Raw genomic sequence first — 18,122 nt, forward strand, 5'->3', positions numbered from 1 at the left:
CTTATTGATGCTCAAGATTGGTTAATCTAATTTCTTGATTGGTTTGGCGGTTCATGGTGTCTAGCTGTACTGTCGTCATGTTGGCAAGTTCTGCGTTAAATAAGTCATGGAATGCTGCTACGCGATTATCTAGCCGAGCGGCATGTGTTGTATCTAATCGTGTCACTTCACTGGTGAGCAATTGTTTCAGCTCACTTAGCGCTGTTTCCTGTTGTTGCAAACGAAATTCTTGCTTGATTTGCCGATGCATCGTATCTAGCTGCGTAAGTGTCATTTCGGCCAGCTCTTTGTCAACAATCAGATTAAGATTATCGACCCCCAGCTTTACCTCGATACTCTCACTAGGCAGTTGTGCCAAACTTAACGTTAACCACTGTAGTACTTTGACGTCAGGTGTGCGGTAGCCAAGTGTGGTGTTGGCTTTTGAGTAAACTCCCAGCAAAATCAGCGCCGGCTCACCATTTGCGTCTACTTCGCCGCTATCTAAATAAACGCCAATCTCTCTGATGGCATATTCAAGTGGTGCGTCGAATTTGCCTGCAATTTTAAGACTCGTACTTTCACCGTCTTGATAGTCGCTGTCGGCAATAGCTACACGCTCTTTAAGGCTGCGTAGCTCAGTTTGATTTTGTGATGGCGTATAAGCGGCATCGCCAAACGCCATATGGCTGATTTGCCCCTTAAAGCCTCGCGCTTGAGCGCTGAGTAGGGCATCAAGTCCCGCATGGGTAAACTGCAGCGTTAGTGCAGACATTAAGTCGCTCCTTGTAAATGATAATGTTGATATTGAAGTCGGTGCATACCACTGGCGAGTACCACTCCTTGCATTAACTCATCAGGATGAATGCCCATTCCTTGGCTGGTATGCATTTGTGCATTGAGCTGTTTTGCTATCGCAAAGAGACCTAAGCTCGCTTGCGTTTCACTAGGTAAAACGCCTGCGCCTTCGGTATTTAACATTTGATAGCCATAGTGATTTATATGGCCACATGCCCCTAGTGCGGCTTTACCTTGCTCAGGTTTTACCCCTAACCCCAACACTTGGGTATTACTCAGACCCAAAGGCGCTTTGCCAAGACCTGCCACACCAATTTGCTCTTTAAGCGCAATACCCAATTGTAAATCAACATGGATAGCACCGCGCTTCACTGCGTTTACCACACGGCGAATACGTTTGAGCATCTGGGAGGTCAACAATCCTTGTTGTTGGTCGTCCAAATTCTGATTAATAAGCGCCCAGATCTGCACAGTGCCAGGCAAACCATCTTCCTGCTGCCACCATTCCTTGATCTCGGTTTCAATATTGAGACTATCGAGCGCTTTTTGTAGCGCAAATGGGGTTCCCTTACACTGATGAACCGTAAACGCATCAGTAATGACCTGACGTTTAATCGCCACAGGCCAATGTTCATCCCACTCATCCACTGAGTAGTTCCACGCCAAAAAAGGCAATAAAGGCTCGGGGCAAAGCTCTGGTTGCCAAAGACTCGTTAAGAGCAGCCGAGTATCGTTCAGTACACAAGCATCACGCAATTGGGTTCTTGCTTCATCATCCTTCAGGGAGAGCCCACTTAGTCCGACACTTATCGCTAGCCGCTCAAGTGCATCTCTTGGGAAGAATACTTGAGAATAAATAATTGGCAGCAACCTATTGCTTGATAAGCGTTTAAGTGCGCTGCGTAAATCAAGGCAGCCGACCTCCGTCAAAGATAGATAACGCGCAATTTCCACTAGTTCATCATCGCTGCGCTGCTCAAGTTTTAAGGCCGCTAATAAGCCTGCTCGGATAGTTCGAGGCTTGGCTTGCAGCTCTGCTAACCACTGCTCCAGCGTTGACGCATTATGAGGTAAAAGCTTAGTCATCCTGCCCCCTCACCTTTACTCGCAAATCCATTTGCTGACAATACGCCACCTCAATATCTAGAGGTATAATGTCTTCACTTGGCGACTCCAACCTAATGTTTTCAACACCGGATAAAAACAGAGCATTGCTAATGCCCGCTCGCGTGATCTGCCGACCAAGCTGACGTCTTTCAGTTAAGTAAGCGTCGAGCGCGGCTGAGGCACTGTCCACAATCACCTCAGGCGACGGGCCAGGTAAAATCTCAAGTTCCGCATCAATGTTAAACGTCAATATCTGTGGCTGCTTGATTGTGACTCTATCGCCAAGCGGTCTCACTTTGGAGACTTCAGGCTGAGTTGACGATTCAGGGGTAAAGGCGACATGTAATTTATTCAGCAGCTCCGCGCTTAGTGTACCTTTCCCTATTCGACTCAAGGCGGTTAGTTCTATTTCACATGGCCTCGGACTATGAACTTGCACATCGCAAATCTCATTACTCACCGACAATGCATGAAAGCGATAAGAGGCCGCGCTCCCTGCGGTATTCAGTCCATCAAACGCCAGTTGCGTTCTCGCTCTTAAACGCTCATCATCCTCATTCCCAAGCCTTGCAACATTAAACCTCGCTGCGATTGCGTCTAAATCACTCCCTGAAGCACTCGCGAGCAAGTTCGCTTCTATTGCATCATTTAGCATGCTTTGCTGAGTCAGTCCTTGATATGCCATGACTTCTAACAGTTTAGTAAGAGGTTCACTTTCCAAGTTTACTACCTCTTGGAGTGCGCTATCCTTTTGCAGCAATGCTTGCTTTAATGCGTCTAGACGCTGCTCAAAGTTTAAGGGTTTTAATACTTTAGGAATGGGCAACTGCGATAAGTCCAACCGCTCAAATGCCATCATCACCTCCTCGCTTTGCGCCATAAAAAAACCCACAGCAAACACTTGCTTGTGGGCCTTGGAGATTGGAAACCTGTGTGCTTGTTAACTTTCTCAAGCATAGGTCTATCTTACTGATTTTTAGGGAGTAAAACAGGTCAATCCTGACCTGCTTGCCAGAAGGTGACTCACCTAAGAATTAACTTAACTTGACACATAAATATGAATTTGGTTCATCTGGTTTTTGCATAATACTCGCTGAACAACCAGTCGGGATCTCTTTCATTCCAAAAACCCTGCCTTGAGTCAACTTCAAAGTCGTTGTACTTGACATATTTCGAATAGTGAGAGGTTTATTTTTACTCCATCTAGGACTCGCAGGCAATTTTACTTCCTTTTCAGCCACACCTGAGTATGTGAAGATATATTCACTTCCATCTCCTTTGGTAAAGTCTGTCGTTCCATCTGATAACATAATAATAAAGTTTGGATGATTAGACTGGATGACGTTCCTCGTTTCGTTGTCACCTGTATCGAGCGCTACAGCCTTGGAGTAATTAGGTGAGTTTATCAAGTTGGACTTATCAAACTGAACATTGGCTCCACCTAAGTTACTATAACGTCCATTTAGTAAACCAAAAACTGGGATTTTACTACTTGCTCCTGAGAATGAGTTTCCGACAAAGGTCGCAGAACAGTAGTTGTCTGGATTAAAAGACAAAGTAACCAAGTGACTTTGATTCCCATTATGGTCTCGCTGAGAGCCATCTCCGCCAAAGAAGGAACAACCAACAATATTATACTCTGAATGAGGTGCACCAAAGTTAATTCTCATTCTCGCGTTTTTCATATTCTCAAAGTACTCGTTCGACACCCTGACATTAGAGCCACCGCTAAAGTAAACAAACTCAGCTGCCGCACCTCCATAATAATGGTTACCATCAAACCGAGAACCTGACGGGATGAACATCTTGATAGCGGAGTCAATTTCACCCGCACGAAAGAAAACGTTATTTAAAACATATTGATCTGTCGCTTTAAACGTTCTTTGGATGTAATCACCACTTGCGTTCTTTTCAAGAAATGAATCTATACCCCGACCGCAGTGGATAAAGTAATTGTTGATAATATAGTTCTCAACTTGATAGCCGCCATCATAAAACTTAATAGCAGACTTAGCGCAAGAGAAGCGACAAGAGTCCCAAGTCCATTGATAGGGCGTCACGTGAAAGCAGTGAGAATGTTCAGACTCAACCTTGAGGTGGCGAATTACAACATCTCGAGAGTTATTATTCTGAGTCGGGGTCTTATCTATTGTGTTATCAATAATCGTCGGTGCCGTAGGGTGTTTACCCCTAATGCTACATGTTGATCTTGATTGGCCAGAAATACGATGTCCAGATCTCACCTTTGCACTGCCATATATTTCGATATCGCCAGTTATTTCAATTTCTCCACATTGTGCAAGACATTCATTCAGGAACTTTAGGTTGTTTTCCTGATCTACCCTGCTCATATCTATCCCATACTTAACACCAAATGTTTCAGGGTTAGCTTTAGCTTTGCTCTCAGCTATAAAGGTTCTGTCTTCTTTCATATTCAATCCTTAAATTAACTTTTGCATTACTTGTGTATTGTTTAGAAATTCCCAATTGACTAGGACTCAGGCTAAGAGTTCTTACCTTGACAGTAATAGCCCTCACCAAATAAAAAAGCCCACAGCAAACACTTGCTTGTGGGCCTTGGAGATTGGAAACCTGTGTGCTTGTTAACTTTCTCAAGCATAGGTATATTTTACTGAGTTTTAGGGGGCAAAACAGGTCAATCCTGACCTACTGTGAAATTATTAGAACGCAATCACAAACTCTAGTAATTCAGCTTGAGAGGTAAGGCTAAGCACCTCGGCTTCTAACTCACCGCTTTTTTCACGCACCACTTCTCTTTGCTGCAAAATGGCGAGTAGGTTTGCACGCTCTGTTGCTGCACCTTCTTCATTTCCGTTCAACCTCTCACTCAACTCACGCTCTTTTGCGCGCTCTACTCGCCACTGCTCCGATTGCAATTTGCTATAAGCGAGTTGCTTAATGCGCGTTATAACTTGCTGTTTTAAATACTCAACTTCAGAGTTTTCTTCAGTCTCTAACTGAGTCTCAGCAATAAACTGTGCTACCGACTCTTTACTCCATTGCTCACCCGTTTGCGGGTGTACCAACCAAAAGTTACCCGCAATAGACATCCCTTTTTTATCGTCGTAATAAATATTCATTTTCACTCCTTAAATCGCGCGACAGGTTCTAGCAAGGCCATACTGGTTGTATAGGTAGTGCTCATTAATAACACCGATATGTGAGTATGGATTCATCGCTTGAATGGCTGTTGCCATTATGCCTCCATCATACCCTACGCTATCGGCCTTAGAACGATAGCAATACGAACTCAGTAACTCGCCATCTAGTGTTTCCATGACCACATTCACTTCACCTTCACTATTCTCTGTACCATTTGAACTTTGTGTACGGTATGGCTCACTATTACTGGTAAAAATATAATTGATAGGCTGAAGCTTCTGCTCTTCAGTGAAGAGATAATGTGCGTTGAATTTATCACCCGCCATTTTGAGTTCACTGCCAAGTAGACCAAAGTAACCGTAGTAATTATATGAATAGCTCGACATCGCCGCTTCACTGTGGTTATAGCGATTTATCCCATGTGGCTGCGCTAAGGTATTTGCGATAAATACCATCGTTGTAAAGTCACCGCTATCCACATAATTCTGATATTCAGCTTCATTCGCAATGGCGATGTTGGTAATGTGATTGCCATCACGATACTTTTCCACAACCAAGTTAGTACCCGAGTCGATAACCACTAAGCAGTGCTTTTGGTTGTTATACAACACAGCTACCTCGTTATAGCTGTAGCTAGACCGTGTTGAAATACCAAATTTATCTTGAGCATTTAGGTTTTGCTTGGGCAAAGTTCGCGAGGTAAATCCCTGCCCTAAAACGAAGATACCACCATACTCTGTCGCATTCGCTGACAGAGACTCTTGGGTGCTATATACGATTTCAAAACTAACATCATTAGGTTGTGCTTTTAAACCCAACGGCACGATAGCACTAGAGCCGTGTTGATATACCTTAGTCGCAGGGTTTTGCTCAAAGGCATTATTATGGACAAAGCTTGATTTTAGTACGGTGGATGACGTGCCATCTTGGCTAATTTTCAGATGATCTAACCGGCATGTGTCCGTTGCGGCATTTGCGGTATAACTTGGTCGAGTGAGATAGGAAGTACCATCACTATTATAGATAGCCAAAACCGATGTGGAGCGGCGGAAATTGACATTATTATTCGCCGTATCAATATTTTTTATCGCGAATAAGGTTTTTGGTGTTGCTGCAGTGTTGTTCGCGACCACTTCATTAATTTGTTGCGTCAATGGACCTATTTGATCCAGTAGCGCTAGTTTTGCAGCCCTGGTAACCAGCTCAGCGGTCGACGCGGTTAAATCAGCTTTAGCAGAATCAATATTGTTGATCGCTGAAGTTGCAACCTGTTGCAATAGCTGGGTTGAGTCATCCAAATGTTCCTGTGCAACGGCCACAACGGCTTGTTCAAGCTTAGCGTTATCTGTGAGCCGTGCAATTGCATTCGTGACTAAGGTTTGCTCCTCTGCACTCAGCGGAGTGCTGCCGTTCATATCAGCGACCAGTTTGTCGACCATTACCTGAACGGCTTGTTGAATTGTTGCCATAATTTCCTCTTATAAATCCTTTAAATTGGTAGCAGGGTTTCACCCAACACTTGATTGAGCCGAAGCCGTCTGAAGCGCTTGTCGATATCTACTTGAGCTTGTTGATGTGCCAATTGCTGCTGGTGGATATCTGCATCAATTGCCTTAAGCGCATTGATCAATCGCTGTACGTCTTGTTCAAGTAGATTATCTGGGTGAGGGAGTGGATAATGCTGAAATGGAGTAAATTGGTTGATGTCCACAATTTCTCCTACAAGGTAAATGTACGAAGATTTCGTACTCTAGGGCGCTGAGCAGGTGTCCCCTTCAGTACTAATTTTACGCGTGTCGTGGCGGTATCAACACCGTTAAAGGTGTAGTTGAACTGCTGCCAACCATCGTTCAGCACTGAACTGCTATCTAGTGCAAGCGGTAGCCAAACATCCCCTTTTTGCATCAAAGCTTGTACTTCTGAGTGGCTTTGAATATTCGCTTCAAAGCTTACCGTTAAATCACCGCCTAAACGGCTGCGCAGCTCACGAGAAATATAGTCTCCGGTTTGCGCGACTTGCCCATGAACGCACTGGCTGCCCGCAAAAAGTACTGGCGTTAAGCTTGGTGTTCCCGTCAATACAGCAGCGACCTTCACCTTGCCTGTTATGGTTTCCCCAAGCGTGCTTGGTTGCCACTCTTGAACGCTTAGTACTTTTTCTTTATTGCCAGTAGGATACGTGAGTTCAAAGGTAACTTGGGTATCTGCACTTGGGCGCTGGACTACAGCTAAGAGCATTAAATCCGTTACTTGTTCAACCTCTACCTCGCCGAGTTCAATCCGCCTACTTTGCTCTGTGAATTTGGCGGCTTTTAACCTAAATGTGAGATCTTTATCCTGATGTGGCGTCCAGGTGCTAGCGTTGCTTGATGATAACAACACCCCTACTTGATACGGCTGAGAGGTAACCCAGTTGTGCGCCTGATCAAGCTTACCGAGCTCTGCAATAGCAACACTGTGCTCGGCCCCATCAGTTAACACAACCAACGCATATTCCTGATCGGCATTTAAAAAGGTTGGAGTAAAGGTAAACAGTGTCGATTGGTCATTTAGCTTTATCTCATCGCTGCTTATTTTGCTACTTGCCAGCACAGTTTGCGTAGGAATACCTTGTACAACTTCTCGAATTTGTACTTCAACCGCCTCCTGTCCCTTGGCGGTAAACCATAATTCAACACCGGCAATAAATCGCGATTGCTCCAAAATAAAGGTTTGTGCGAGTGGATCAAAACGCTGAGTAATAATGTTATTTACACGCCTCAATGTTTCCACTTCAATCACGCCACTACCAGTATAACTAGCGCTTCCTGAAGAGCCTTGCTTACCAATAAATCGCACCAATTTAGTTCCAGCGGGAACATTATTTGGCACTTTAAATCGACCTGCTAATTCACCGCGTGTATTTGCTTGGATCATGCTTGCACCTCTGAAATAATTTCAATGCCATCGAATAATAGTGAGTCCAATTGCTCACCTGAATCAAACCCAGAAATAGCAAAGTTGACCCAACGAGTGCGCAAGAATTCGGCTTGCTGACGGCGCACACCAACTCGCTCTGTTGTAGTATGTTCAACAACACGGCGCACGCGCCCACTACCATGGGTTAAGCGGCGAGTAATAGGGCTTGTCCACTGAGTCTGGGTTTGTGTCCAATGATCAACACTTGGGGTTAACGTGACATCCGCAGGCAGTGGTTCAAATGCCATATAAGGATTAATTTTCATCTCCCTAGTACGGCTTTCTTGTACTAAGACGTCTTCGAGTTCGTACGGTAATGTTTGGACTTGTGGTTGTGACAATTGAGTTATTTCTGCGGCCATTGGCAGCATAAGTTCGCCATCCACAATAGCAGCGCTTTGTTCAAGTCCAATATCGCGCATATCGTCATCTAAAAACGGGTCAACAAACACGCCGTATTTGCTAGCAGGTGACTGGGCATTGGTATCGTTACGTAGGCGTTCAATGGCCAACAATTGGTATAAATCTGAGATCTGCTGTTGCATCAACGCAAGATCTGTCATTTGTACCGCTTCAATCGCAATATTTTGGATATGCGGTGGCGCACTCCCCCAGTGTTGCTGCACTTGGGCAAGCCCCAGATGTTGATGAGGCACTAAAGGCGCTTGCGGGTTGATTCTGTCCGGTGCACCTTTGATCCGCTCAACATGACCATTGGGGGTAAGCACAAGCAGGTCGATACGTGGCATAAACCAATGATAATCGACGACCACAAGGCCATTTTCGAGCATTTCTTCAGCCTCGTTTAACTGTTGCTCGAGCCAAAATCCGGTTTCGTCGGCATCAACTTCAATAAGTCGGCGATAAGTATAAACCACGTCATACGACGTGCCTGATGCCGGCTTATTGCCACCATCACGCCAGCTAATATGATTACGGGTAAAGATAAAGTCGATACCTTGCTGATATTCAATGCCACCTTGCGAGATCTGCAAAATTTCAATCACAGAGTCATCATCAAAGGGATCGGTATTTTGGCCGGTTTGCGCGTGGCCTCGAGTCAGAGAGGTACGCTTTTTCACCTCAGCAGTCACCTGATCAATGCGCTGCACCGGTGCAAAGTCTAAATCAATTCGCATAGCGCCTTGAGTATTGGCGCTAAATCGGCTCGGCTCATTGATCACCTCACGTACATCAGGGTCGTTTGGCAGCGTAACAGGCAGTGCGGTGTTAAACGCTATTTCATAGCCATTGATATGCGCTTTTCCCTCTTGCACATTAAAGTGCTGGTGGCTTGCCGTGCTCTCTCGATAGCTAACATTGAGCCCGCTCACCACATAACTCCCACCGTTTGACTCGCGGTCGTAACGCGCAAGTGCGCTGGTAATTGAGTCTAGTTGTGGTGGCGGCTGCTTAACGATAAGCGTGCCATGATCGATTTGGTAAACGGGAAAAAAGTCGCTATTGGGATAGTCAAGGCTGTCGCTCAGCCCCCAACGGCCCGAGATTTTCAGTCGCGCGGCACCCGCTTCGTCAAAATTGTGTGCGCCAATGGCTGGATCTCTAAGTGTTGAATCTTCAAGCTCTGTCACCACTTCCTTTGCTAACCACACTCCGACAATTTCGAGTTTATTTAGCGCAATCGCTAACTGTTTGGTGTCGACATCATGTACCGCACCTTGCAGATATACTGAGGATGCGCCAATGGTTGCAACGGCATGAGCTTGGTCAATAACCACCTCACCCCCCTTAACCACATCCCCATCTTTCAACAATACATCAGCGATGCCTTTTACATGGTGCTGAGACTGCAGTTGCAGGTCGTTAAGTTCACGACTTTGCAACCCTTTACTCGCTCGAAACAATAGCTGACTGTATTGCTTTGCAGGATCAAACTGCTGGTAATAATCTTTTATCATTGCTTTCTTCTTAAAAACTGATCACAAACTCAAACGTTTCGCGTACCCCTTGATCACGAAATAGTGCCGTGCGATGCTCAAGCAAAATAAGCTCACCAGCCTCTACAACCTCGTCTGGTAAGAGGTAATATTTTCCAGCTGGAATGCCCGTTTTCGGTGTCGTACCAAGCATTAAGCCAAGCTCGCGAATATGCTCACCTAAGCCATCTTCGAAGTCGTAGGTGAATTGGCAATATAGATGTTGGCTGGCGGTATCGCTTAAGCGGAACTTTCCGGTTGGTACCTGAATTTCGCCTTGTTCATCCGGCTCACAAAAGCGAATTTGCTTTGCCTTGCGATAACCAATGAGATTGGTGAGTTGTGTAGTATTGGTAGGGGTTGGCGGCAAAGTATTATCCCAACTTGATGCGCCGTTTCCCCACGCCAAATAAATAGCCTGCTGCTGCATTAGCCGTGCAAGCGCCTTTCGGCCTTGAAGTGTTAAAGTGGCCAAGGACTGCTCCTTTTAATTTGATTGTTTTATCTTCGGTAAATAATAGAAACTTTAAAGCTTCCAGCCGCTCGAAGGATCGCATTTGCCGGTGAAGTTACTTGGCTATGTTTTAAGCTGACTCTACACGGCACTCCTCCAACTGCATCAAGTATCCCCCAGCGCTGTTGCCACTCACCCTGCCACGAGCGTGTTGACCACACCCGATGCTGTGAAAGCAGCCTAATTCGGGCTGAGCTCACAGGCAGTTGTGAAGGCTCTTTGTCGCTGAGCTTGTATTCACTCAAGCGTTTTGTGGTGAGATAATGACTGCGCTGACTATGTGTTCTACTGAGGTGTGCAGCGGCATTCGTCACGTTATGACTCACACCTTGCTGGTGGCAGCGACCAAAGCTGACTTTGCATAGCGTGTTATCGCCATCATGAAATGGTACGCCAGAAACATCAGATAGAAGCGCTCCAAAACCACTTTGAGACAACTTCAGTTCACGCACATCATAACCATGATAAATACGTGAAAGTTTGGCTCTTACTGGGGCAGATAGTCCAAGCAGCTGATGTATATCTTTAAGCGCCTTGTTCCCTGGAATTTTGCCAGATGCCAATTGATAGCGATAAAAGTGACGCCCGGGTTTATCAACCTCAAGCTCAGCCTCGTCAAAGTTGAGCCAATTGAGTGCGATATCTACACTTTTTGGTGTACCGCGAAGTCGCTGCCAAACCAGACCTTCCTTGATGGTTTCGCGAAGGTCTTGGCTGTAGGGCAAAATAGCTTCTAAGCCATACTCCCAAACGAGCCACATCAACAAGTTGTCGTGCGGTTCGGCCTTAAACCCAGATAACCTCGAGATACCCGAATGAATATCGTCACTCACGGCAACACTTTGCTGCAATCGCTGTTGCAGCAAAGTGTGATTAGGGGGTAATAACGTCATCTTAGCCTCGCTTTAATGTCAGCGAGATTGACTTGGGCATAACGTACTGATTGGCTGCCACATCAATTAACTGTGTAGGAGCGAGCAGTTCGATATGCCTAATTCCCGTACTATGTAATTGTGCATGCAGCCAGCTTGGCGTTAAATCCCAGCCAAGTGTCGTGATGTTGAGCCAGTTGTCTTGCAACGTTTGCTCCAGCTTATTGATAATAAGTTCAGAAGCATGAGTATTGAGATAAAGCTCAGCTTCAACATCTACCCAAATGGGCTGTGCAAGCTTGACCTCTAACGTGTCCGTTAGCATTTTCACCGAGTCGTCAAATAGCCTCTCTTTAACTTGTGCTAAAACCTGTTCTGCATCAGTGTCAAACTTTGCCAGTACCGTTACCACCACCAGCCCATCCCCTGGGCTTTGCACCGACACATCCTTGATTAATCCCGGTGCAGCTTCAATGGCTTGGTGACGATAATGCGCCGCACTACCTGCCGTACTGGACGCTATGGTGCTGTTGCGAATACGCATTCGTAGGGTTTCGTCATGCTCATCGGGCAACCGAGCCACCCCATAAAACGCGCCAAGATGTTCAAGATCGGCGCCTTGGCTGGTGGCTAACAAATTAGCCGCCGCGGCTTCATTGACGCGCTGTCGTAATAACAGCTCGCGATAGCTTTCAACTTGCAAACAAATCGCAAGCGGCGAGCTTTCGAGCGCTAACGCTTCGGCATATTCAGGTGCAAGTTCGATAAAACGTTGTTTACGTGCTTGGAACAGGCTTTCGAAATCAAGTGGTTCAAGGATATTTGGCGCTGGCAAAGTGGAAAGATCGATTGATTGATTTGCCATAGAGTGCCTTATTCTGAGGAAGTTAAAATGCTTGCAACACCAGTGGCGCGAGATTCAATTTCTTGGTAAACATTTTCAGTGCCTTTACCTTGATAGGGAAACTGAATCTCATTATTCAACACTTTTGTGGTTAATGTGCCTAAGCTGTCACGCCCCTGTAATGCCGCTGCGCGCATCTCGGCAAGTGTTGTTGCTTTGCTGAGACCATCAAGCAGTTTAATAAACTCAACTAATAGTAGGTGACCTGCATCCGCAGTAGTCCCAAGAATAGATTCTACATCCGCCACCTCTCGGCATATTTGCCCGCGCTTTACTTGCTTGTCTAGGTACGCGAGTGTCGCTAAATGGTCTTGTTGTGAAGGAGTTTGTTCTTGCATAATTACACCTCGATTCTTGGATAGTTAATAACACGGTCAACAGCAAAAGTGGCATTACCACCAAATTCAACGATATTTTGTGGTGGCTTTGAAGTTGCAGCAGGGGCATAAGTACGGTTAATAAATCGCACAAATAATCTCGAGTATGGATGATGTTGAGAGAACTTTAATACAGGAATTGAGCCTGTCGATGCACCATTCCACCAGCCTCCAAAGTTTCTAACACTCACACTATTTGCATTCAGTTGCTCATTGATCTCTGCACTCGTCGCCGCTGAGTTCGCAAAAACAAATTGCATATAGGTTACACTCCAGTCGCGCTCATACTGTGGCGTTTCACTGTACCCGGGCGAATATGAGTACCCATGAACTAAATGAATTTTAGTAAGTGCACCTACAGTCGGATAAATATGGTAACCAATGCTCGTCGTTGGCACTAATACCCACTCAGAGCAAGATTCATCTTCTGGATCGGCAACTACCCCAAGTGAAGCCTTTGAATGAGCAACTTGATCATAATAACTCACTTTTATATCAGAATGGCTATCTGCAAAATTAAGGATCGCTTGATCTGTTTTTGACCCCGCCAAAGTAATCGCTTCGCTAATATCTTGCTGCGCATCACGCAGCGCATGATTAATCTCCCCCATTTTGCCGATCACGGTTTGGGTTAGGGCATTATTTGAATCGATTAGTTTGCCGTTCTCGGCTTGCAGTGCGGCGATGCGCTGCTCTAATGTCATTGGCTGATAATCCGCCATATTACACTCCTAGCTGTAGTAGTCTGTTGTTGAATTGAATTTGTCGGTGATTCGCTTGAATTTGCGCACTCAGTTGTTGGGTTTGTGCTACCAGCATGTCGAGAAATTCACCGGCATAGAAAAGCGTTAAATCGCCTGTGGTATTAATCGTGATAGCATCTACGGGTGCAGCACTTAACAGTAGATCAAACCCTTGTACAATTTGTGCAATGGGAGTTTGATAAAAAAGTACATTTTGCGGGTGCGACCAAACGGCAAACAAAGTGCCATCTGCAAGATAAAAACCCACTTCGCGCACCGCATACTCAGCATCGTCAATAAAATGTCCGGTAATATGAAATTGCCCGTCACCAACAACTTGCCCGCCGGCAATCGCCACGCGATTTTTTTCACCTCGCAGCCTAGTTTGGCTACGAGACGGCGTATAGCCAGAAGTACCTACCGCAATCGCGCTAATATCAATGGTAAAACCATTGGCTTTGGCATTAACGGCCGCGTTTAATCCCGCCTGCGTAATAAGCGGCGTAAATTGTTCCATGAGTCATTCCTTTAGAGTCTGTTAATCTTCAAGTTTGTTTTTGCAGCAGCTTGAGCGTGTTTAGGTATTAATAGCAATAAAACGACTGTCGCTGGATTTGGATAGCAAAGGGCGCTGCGTGAACATAAAGATTGGAAGCACTTTTGAGATCAGAGCGCACTTCACCGGATATTTTGCCCACACCTTGCAAAACAGAAGTACCAGCAAGATACGACTGGCTTAAATTTGCAACATTATCTGTTTGTTGAGGCATCCATGTTCGCTGGAGGCTCGCAGACTGGCTGACGGTATTGAGCGATAAGCTTGCACTTTGCTGTACGCCTACACGCAAACTAATTTGGCTACGGCATGGTTTTGTCATCACCACAGCTTGCCAAAGTTGTGCCTGCAACTTAGGAGTCAGTAGCGTGCTGCCTGCTGGGTCTAGGTTCTGAGCGGCCAACGCAATGATCTGTGCAGAATGCGGCGTAAACGCGTGAGGATTTTCTTGTTGCCACCACTCTTTAAGCTCAACTTTTGCGGCTAGAGTGGATAGCGCGCTTTTTATCGCACTAACCGTCCCTTTTATTCGATGATCGGGCACGCTATTCGCTATAATCTTGCGCTTCACTTCAACTGGCCAAGCACTATCCCAAAAGTCCACACTAAGTGCATCCGCAAGCCAAGGTAAAAAATGCTCGGGACATCGCCAGGGATCCCAAAGGCTACCAAGTGGAACAGGTGTCGCGGAAACTTTACTTAGCGCCTTCGCCAACGAATGCTCTAGCTTAGTGCTTGCGTGCGGTAATAGTGTATTAAATATCTCTTCCTGCAATGTTTATCTCCACTTGTGTACAAAACGCAGCCTGCCAAGGGGTATTGATAATGTCGGCGGTGGGTGAGAGCAGCTCAACGCGTTGCACACCTGCTTGGTGTAGCGCACTGTAAAGCCCAGACAAACGAATATCATGATTAAGTTTATGATGTGTTTTTAACCATTGCTGCACGCTTTGCTCTACCGTAGATCTCACTTTTTCCTCATCGGGGCCTGGATATAAATAAAGCGTGGCGAGGAGGGTAAATTCTTTTACCTCAGCTGAGAGTACTCGTGGCCTATCCGTCAGAGGCCTAATGTCTTCTTGAAACAAATGCTCTGTAATTGCTGTGATTTCGTCTTGATTTGGTATACCATTGCCTCTATCTGTCAGCACCGTTATCGCAACATCCCCCGGTGCGGCATCTAGCAGCCTAGCGGCATGGCTACAATGCAGCAATTTCGTATGCTCTGGTACTAAGTCTGATAATGGCGGCTCGGCCTGAAGCAGCTCAAATTCGGGAGACTCAACAAAAACATCCTTAACTTGAGGTAAGGCTTTAAGCGTGTGAAAACAATAAGCACCAATTGGCCCTGCCGTACTAAACCCTTCTAGTGCCAATTGAATACGCGCTCGAAAGCGCTCGTCACTCTCCCCAGCTTCTCGTATCACCGCAAAACGATTCCCCAAATAATCGAGTTCACTACTCGTGGCTTTTGCCAGCAACACCTGTTGCGCGCCTTCATTAATTTGTTGACGTAATAGCAACTCTCGATAAGCAAAGACTTCCATCAGCTTGACGATGGGGTCGCTGGGTAGTAGCTCAGAAAGTTCTGGGCAGGCGTGTTCTACGGCTTGCTTTAGTTCGTTATAAAGCGTTTTAAACTCAACGGGTTCAAGTAAATCGGATGCGGGTAATTGACTAAGACTGACCGCACTGAAGTTAGTTAAAGACATAATGGGGCCTGATGTAAGGCACCCAATCAAAAATGACTGGGTGCTTGTGGTAGGTATGTTTAAACGTTGCTTTGCAGTGCTTGGCTGACACCATTTGCACGCTCGGCGATTTCGTGCATCACCTGAGCTTCGCCTTTCACTTGGTACGGAAAAGTTAAGCTTCCCGATTGCACATCAGCGTGGATATGGCCAATCTTATCTTTAAGTCCACTCACAGAAGCTCTAACGTCATCCAGTGATTGCGCGGTGCTAAGTGAAGTAACCAAACTGCTCAGCTCTTTCAGCAGTAATTGTGCCGTATCTGCCGTTGTACCGAGCAATGTGTCTGTGTCTGCAACTTGTTGAGCAATTTGCTCACGCGCAGACTGCTTGCTCTGTAGTGCTGTCTCAACTGCGCTTAGCTCTAGTGTGAATGTTGTTCCCACTCCAAATGTATCTTCAACAAACTCCTGCGTTACAAAATGTGGGGTATTGGCGTCGTAGAACTTGTCAACAATTTGGTTATTTACTATTAGTTTTGCCATTTTTATTCTCCTTAGTCGTAAGCATTTTGTGTAGCGTCACCTAAATAGGCGAATTGTCCCCAGTCATCCAAAGGTACTTCTCCTGTCACAACTGCAGGAAGGGCAATTTGAATCACGCCAGTTTCATCTTCAGGTTTACCTTCACCATGAACATAAGGGTGACAGTGGCTATATTTATTTCGACCGAAATAAGTGGTTTTACCACAAAGCTTCGCTTCTTGATTTGCCTCTAAACCCTCACACCAAAACCCATTGGGTAGTACTCCACGAATATGTTTTACGATAGCCGCGACAGTGACCAAAGTTGGTGCTCTAAAGTACTGGTACATTAAATAAGCAACTAGATGTGCACTATCGCCCCGGCGGTTTGGGTAATATTCCAGCTCCCAAATATTAAATTTACCTGCAAAGTATTTGGTGTCGGAATTAATTGCTCGTAAAAACTCTCTTGCGAGCGGTGTTCTTTGGTCTGTTTCGACTCCAGTTGTAACTGTTTCTAAAAGTCTTGCTTCTTTTACATAGCCACCACTCCAAGAGTGTGGAAAAGTGCCTGCCTCATTGGGAATTAATGCTTGGTTTTTAGTCACGCGAAAATGCGACTGCTTTTTGCGGGCAGAGTCAAACCTTTGATCTATTTTGCCTAACTCCGCGTTGACTTTATTTTTTGCATCAACAACGCTGCTAGCTAAAGTCGCCGTAATATCTTGAATTTTATTATCGACGGTTGCGGTGAGGTCGTTTGACGCCTCAATCAATTTGGCAATATCTTGTTCTAATGCCATATTTTTTCTCCATATGGTTAATACAATTTGTAAAAAGGAATGCCGAGTATTATCCCAGCGGTAAATCAGGCACAAAAAAAGCCCACCGAATGGTGGGCTTAATAGCCTAAAGTCGTTGTAGATTGGTGTTATTGCGGTTTTGGATAACGATTTTTAATGGTGCTTCGCGCTTGCAGCCACGCAGTTTTTGCCGCTTGAACGGCTTCACTCGTTTCACCAAATTCGGCCATTGCCGCTAAGTAATCGAAGGCAAGACCATCTGACTCGCTCTGGTAAGCAAAACTTCTAGCGTGCATACATTGCGCTGCAAGCTGAGCCTGCTTTGCCTCAGCTAGAATGCTTGGAATATCAGCACTGGCGACACCCAAATCTGCCAGTGTTTTTTCATCTGCCGGTACATTGATAAGTTCATCATCACCGATTTTTAAGGTTTTAATTTCCATTGTGACTCCTTTAAGCTGTTGGTGGTGTATATGGATGGTTTGCGTAAGGGATTGAGCTTAGTGTTGGTGCTAAACGCTCGGCAAATGGAATTGGCTCTGCGTACCAACGAACAGACCATGTGTCACGGGTTGTTTCGTAGATGTTTCTTCTATTCATATCAGCACCATCATGGTATTTGACATCACCGTTCCAGTTTTTAATTATACGATAGCTTAAGCCTCCGCCCCTTAGATACAGACCACTATATGTTCTGCACCACGGTCCCACACTTCCATCGGCGCCTCCACCATAACTATCTAATGTTGCGTCTACTTTTTCAGATTTACAGTGCGCAGCGAAACTAAGGTGACTAACCGTTGGATGGTAACGCTCATGAAAACGCTTAATATGCATGAAATTAGCATCACCATCCCAAGGTTGGGCATTACCTTCCAGTTCTAGCAGAAGCGCTGCTTGGTGAGGTCGGTTCGGATCTAGAGGTCGAGTGTCACTATTTCGAGAATAGTGCCGTGCTACTGTTAACTTACTCGTGCCTGCAGAGTTGCTGGGAAAACGCCACCACACCGGATAAAAATAATCCTTTGAACCCCCGATAAAAATATCCTGAACATAGCGTGTTTCTGGCATCGCCTCTTGAATAAATTTGTCGACATCTTGCTCTTTTTTCGCAATACGCGTGTCAAAGGCAGCCATTTGGTTATCGAGCTGCTGCGCCTTGTTATCCACCACCGCTGTTAAGGCATCGGTAGACTGGATGAGATTAGCAATATCTTGTTCTAATGCCATGAGTTG

The 18,122-nt window shown here is 45.6% G+C and carries 21 protein-coding genes; all 21 read right to left on the bottom strand.

Annotation, left to right across the window (positions count from 1 at the left end):
• Position 1: 1 nt before the first annotated feature.
• The 21 genes from EXT48_RS11995 to EXT48_RS12095 all read right to left on the bottom strand — a co-directional run bounded on the left by EXT48_RS11995 (position 2) and on the right by EXT48_RS12095 (position 18,116).
• On the bottom strand, positions 2-754 hold the full coding sequence (locus EXT48_RS11995; RefSeq protein ID WP_130164593.1) for a phage tail protein: 753 nt from the start codon (positions 752-754) through the stop codon (positions 2-4).
• A complete protein-coding gene (locus EXT48_RS12000) occupies positions 754-1,863 on the bottom strand; it encodes a phage tail protein I (RefSeq protein ID WP_130164594.1) in 1,110 nt (369 codons plus the stop codon). Before EXT48_RS12000 ends, EXT48_RS11995 begins: the two co-directional genes overlap by 1 nt.
• Positions 1,856-2,764, bottom strand: a complete 909-nt coding sequence (locus EXT48_RS12005; protein WP_240703381.1) for a baseplate J/gp47 family protein — start codon at positions 2,762-2,764, stop codon at positions 1,856-1,858. The genes EXT48_RS12000 and EXT48_RS12005 overlap by 8 nt, the downstream gene beginning before the upstream one ends.
• A gap of 154 nt (positions 2,765-2,918) precedes the next feature.
• A complete protein-coding gene (locus EXT48_RS12010; RefSeq protein WP_130164595.1) occupies positions 2,919-4,316 on the bottom strand; it encodes a hypothetical protein in 1,398 nt (465 codons plus the stop codon).
• A gap of 249 nt (positions 4,317-4,565) precedes the next feature.
• Positions 4,566-4,985: a hypothetical protein gene (locus EXT48_RS12015; protein WP_130164596.1), complete on the bottom strand. Its 420-nt coding sequence runs from the start codon at positions 4,983-4,985 to the stop codon at positions 4,566-4,568.
• Between the two features lie 9 nt (positions 4,986-4,994).
• Entirely contained in the window at positions 4,995-6,476 is a 1,482-nt protein-coding gene (locus EXT48_RS12020; RefSeq protein WP_130164597.1) for a hypothetical protein, read from the bottom strand.
• A 20-nt stretch (positions 6,477-6,496) separates the two neighbouring features.
• Entirely contained in the window at positions 6,497-6,718 is a 222-nt protein-coding gene (locus EXT48_RS12025) for a hypothetical protein (RefSeq protein ID WP_130164598.1), read from the bottom strand.
• A gap of 8 nt (positions 6,719-6,726) precedes the next feature.
• Positions 6,727-7,923 carry a hypothetical protein gene (locus tag EXT48_RS12030; RefSeq protein WP_130164599.1) on the bottom strand — a complete coding sequence of 399 codons (1,197 nt, stop codon included), beginning with the start codon at positions 7,921-7,923 and terminating at the stop codon, positions 6,727-6,729.
• Positions 7,920-9,884, bottom strand: coding sequence for a DUF4815 domain-containing protein (locus tag EXT48_RS12035; RefSeq protein ID WP_130164600.1), 1,965 nt, complete (start codon positions 9,882-9,884; stop codon positions 7,920-7,922). The genes EXT48_RS12030 and EXT48_RS12035 overlap by 4 nt, the downstream gene beginning before the upstream one ends.
• 10 nt (positions 9,885-9,894) lie before the next feature.
• The gene (locus EXT48_RS12040) at positions 9,895-10,377 is read right to left on the bottom strand and encodes a hypothetical protein (RefSeq protein WP_130164601.1); all 483 of its coding nucleotides are present in this window, start codon (positions 10,375-10,377) and stop codon (positions 9,895-9,897) included.
• Between the two features lie 26 nt (positions 10,378-10,403).
• Positions 10,404-11,309: a phage tail protein gene (locus EXT48_RS12045; RefSeq protein WP_130164602.1), complete on the bottom strand. Its 906-nt coding sequence runs from the start codon at positions 11,307-11,309 to the stop codon at positions 10,404-10,406.
• 1 nt (position 11,310) lies between these two features.
• Complete coding sequence (locus EXT48_RS12050; protein WP_130164603.1) at positions 11,311-12,153, bottom strand: baseplate J/gp47 family protein; 843 nt, start codon at positions 12,151-12,153, stop codon at positions 11,311-11,313.
• 8 nt (positions 12,154-12,161) lie between these two features.
• Positions 12,162-12,530 carry a hypothetical protein gene (locus EXT48_RS12055; protein WP_130164604.1) on the bottom strand — a complete coding sequence of 123 codons (369 nt, stop codon included), beginning with the start codon at positions 12,528-12,530 and terminating at the stop codon, positions 12,162-12,164.
• Positions 12,531-12,532: 2 nt separating this feature from the next.
• A complete protein-coding gene (locus tag EXT48_RS12060; RefSeq protein ID WP_130164605.1) occupies positions 12,533-13,291 on the bottom strand; it encodes a hypothetical protein in 759 nt (252 codons plus the stop codon).
• Position 13,292: 1 nt separating this feature from the next.
• Positions 13,293-13,829, bottom strand: coding sequence for a phage tail protein (locus EXT48_RS12065; protein WP_069020287.1), 537 nt, complete (start codon positions 13,827-13,829; stop codon positions 13,293-13,295).
• Positions 13,830-13,896: 67 nt separating this feature from the next.
• Positions 13,897-14,643 (bottom strand): phage tail protein I, encoded by a 747-nt coding sequence (locus tag EXT48_RS12070; RefSeq protein ID WP_130164606.1) that lies wholly within the window; start codon positions 14,641-14,643, stop codon positions 13,897-13,899.
• Positions 14,624-15,580 (bottom strand): baseplate J/gp47 family protein, encoded by a 957-nt coding sequence (locus EXT48_RS12075; protein ID WP_130164607.1) that lies wholly within the window; start codon positions 15,578-15,580, stop codon positions 14,624-14,626. Before EXT48_RS12075 ends, EXT48_RS12070 begins: the two co-directional genes overlap by 20 nt.
• A gap of 59 nt (positions 15,581-15,639) precedes the next feature.
• Complete coding sequence (locus tag EXT48_RS12080) at positions 15,640-16,104, bottom strand: hypothetical protein (protein ID WP_039496121.1); 465 nt, start codon at positions 16,102-16,104, stop codon at positions 15,640-15,642.
• Between the two features lie 11 nt (positions 16,105-16,115).
• A complete protein-coding gene (locus tag EXT48_RS12085; RefSeq protein ID WP_130164608.1) occupies positions 16,116-16,886 on the bottom strand; it encodes a hypothetical protein in 771 nt (256 codons plus the stop codon).
• A 128-nt stretch (positions 16,887-17,014) separates the two neighbouring features.
• Positions 17,015-17,329, bottom strand: a complete 315-nt coding sequence (locus EXT48_RS12090; protein ID WP_130164609.1) for a hypothetical protein — start codon at positions 17,327-17,329, stop codon at positions 17,015-17,017.
• Between the two features lie 10 nt (positions 17,330-17,339).
• On the bottom strand, positions 17,340-18,116 hold the full coding sequence (locus EXT48_RS12095; protein WP_130164610.1) for a phage tail protein: 777 nt from the start codon (positions 18,114-18,116) through the stop codon (positions 17,340-17,342).
• Between the last annotated feature and the right edge of the window lie 6 nt (positions 18,117-18,122).

This window comes from Pseudoalteromonas sp. CO348 (assembly GCF_004208845.1).
Classification (GTDB): Bacteria; Pseudomonadota; Gammaproteobacteria; order Enterobacterales; family Alteromonadaceae; genus Pseudoalteromonas; species Pseudoalteromonas maricaloris.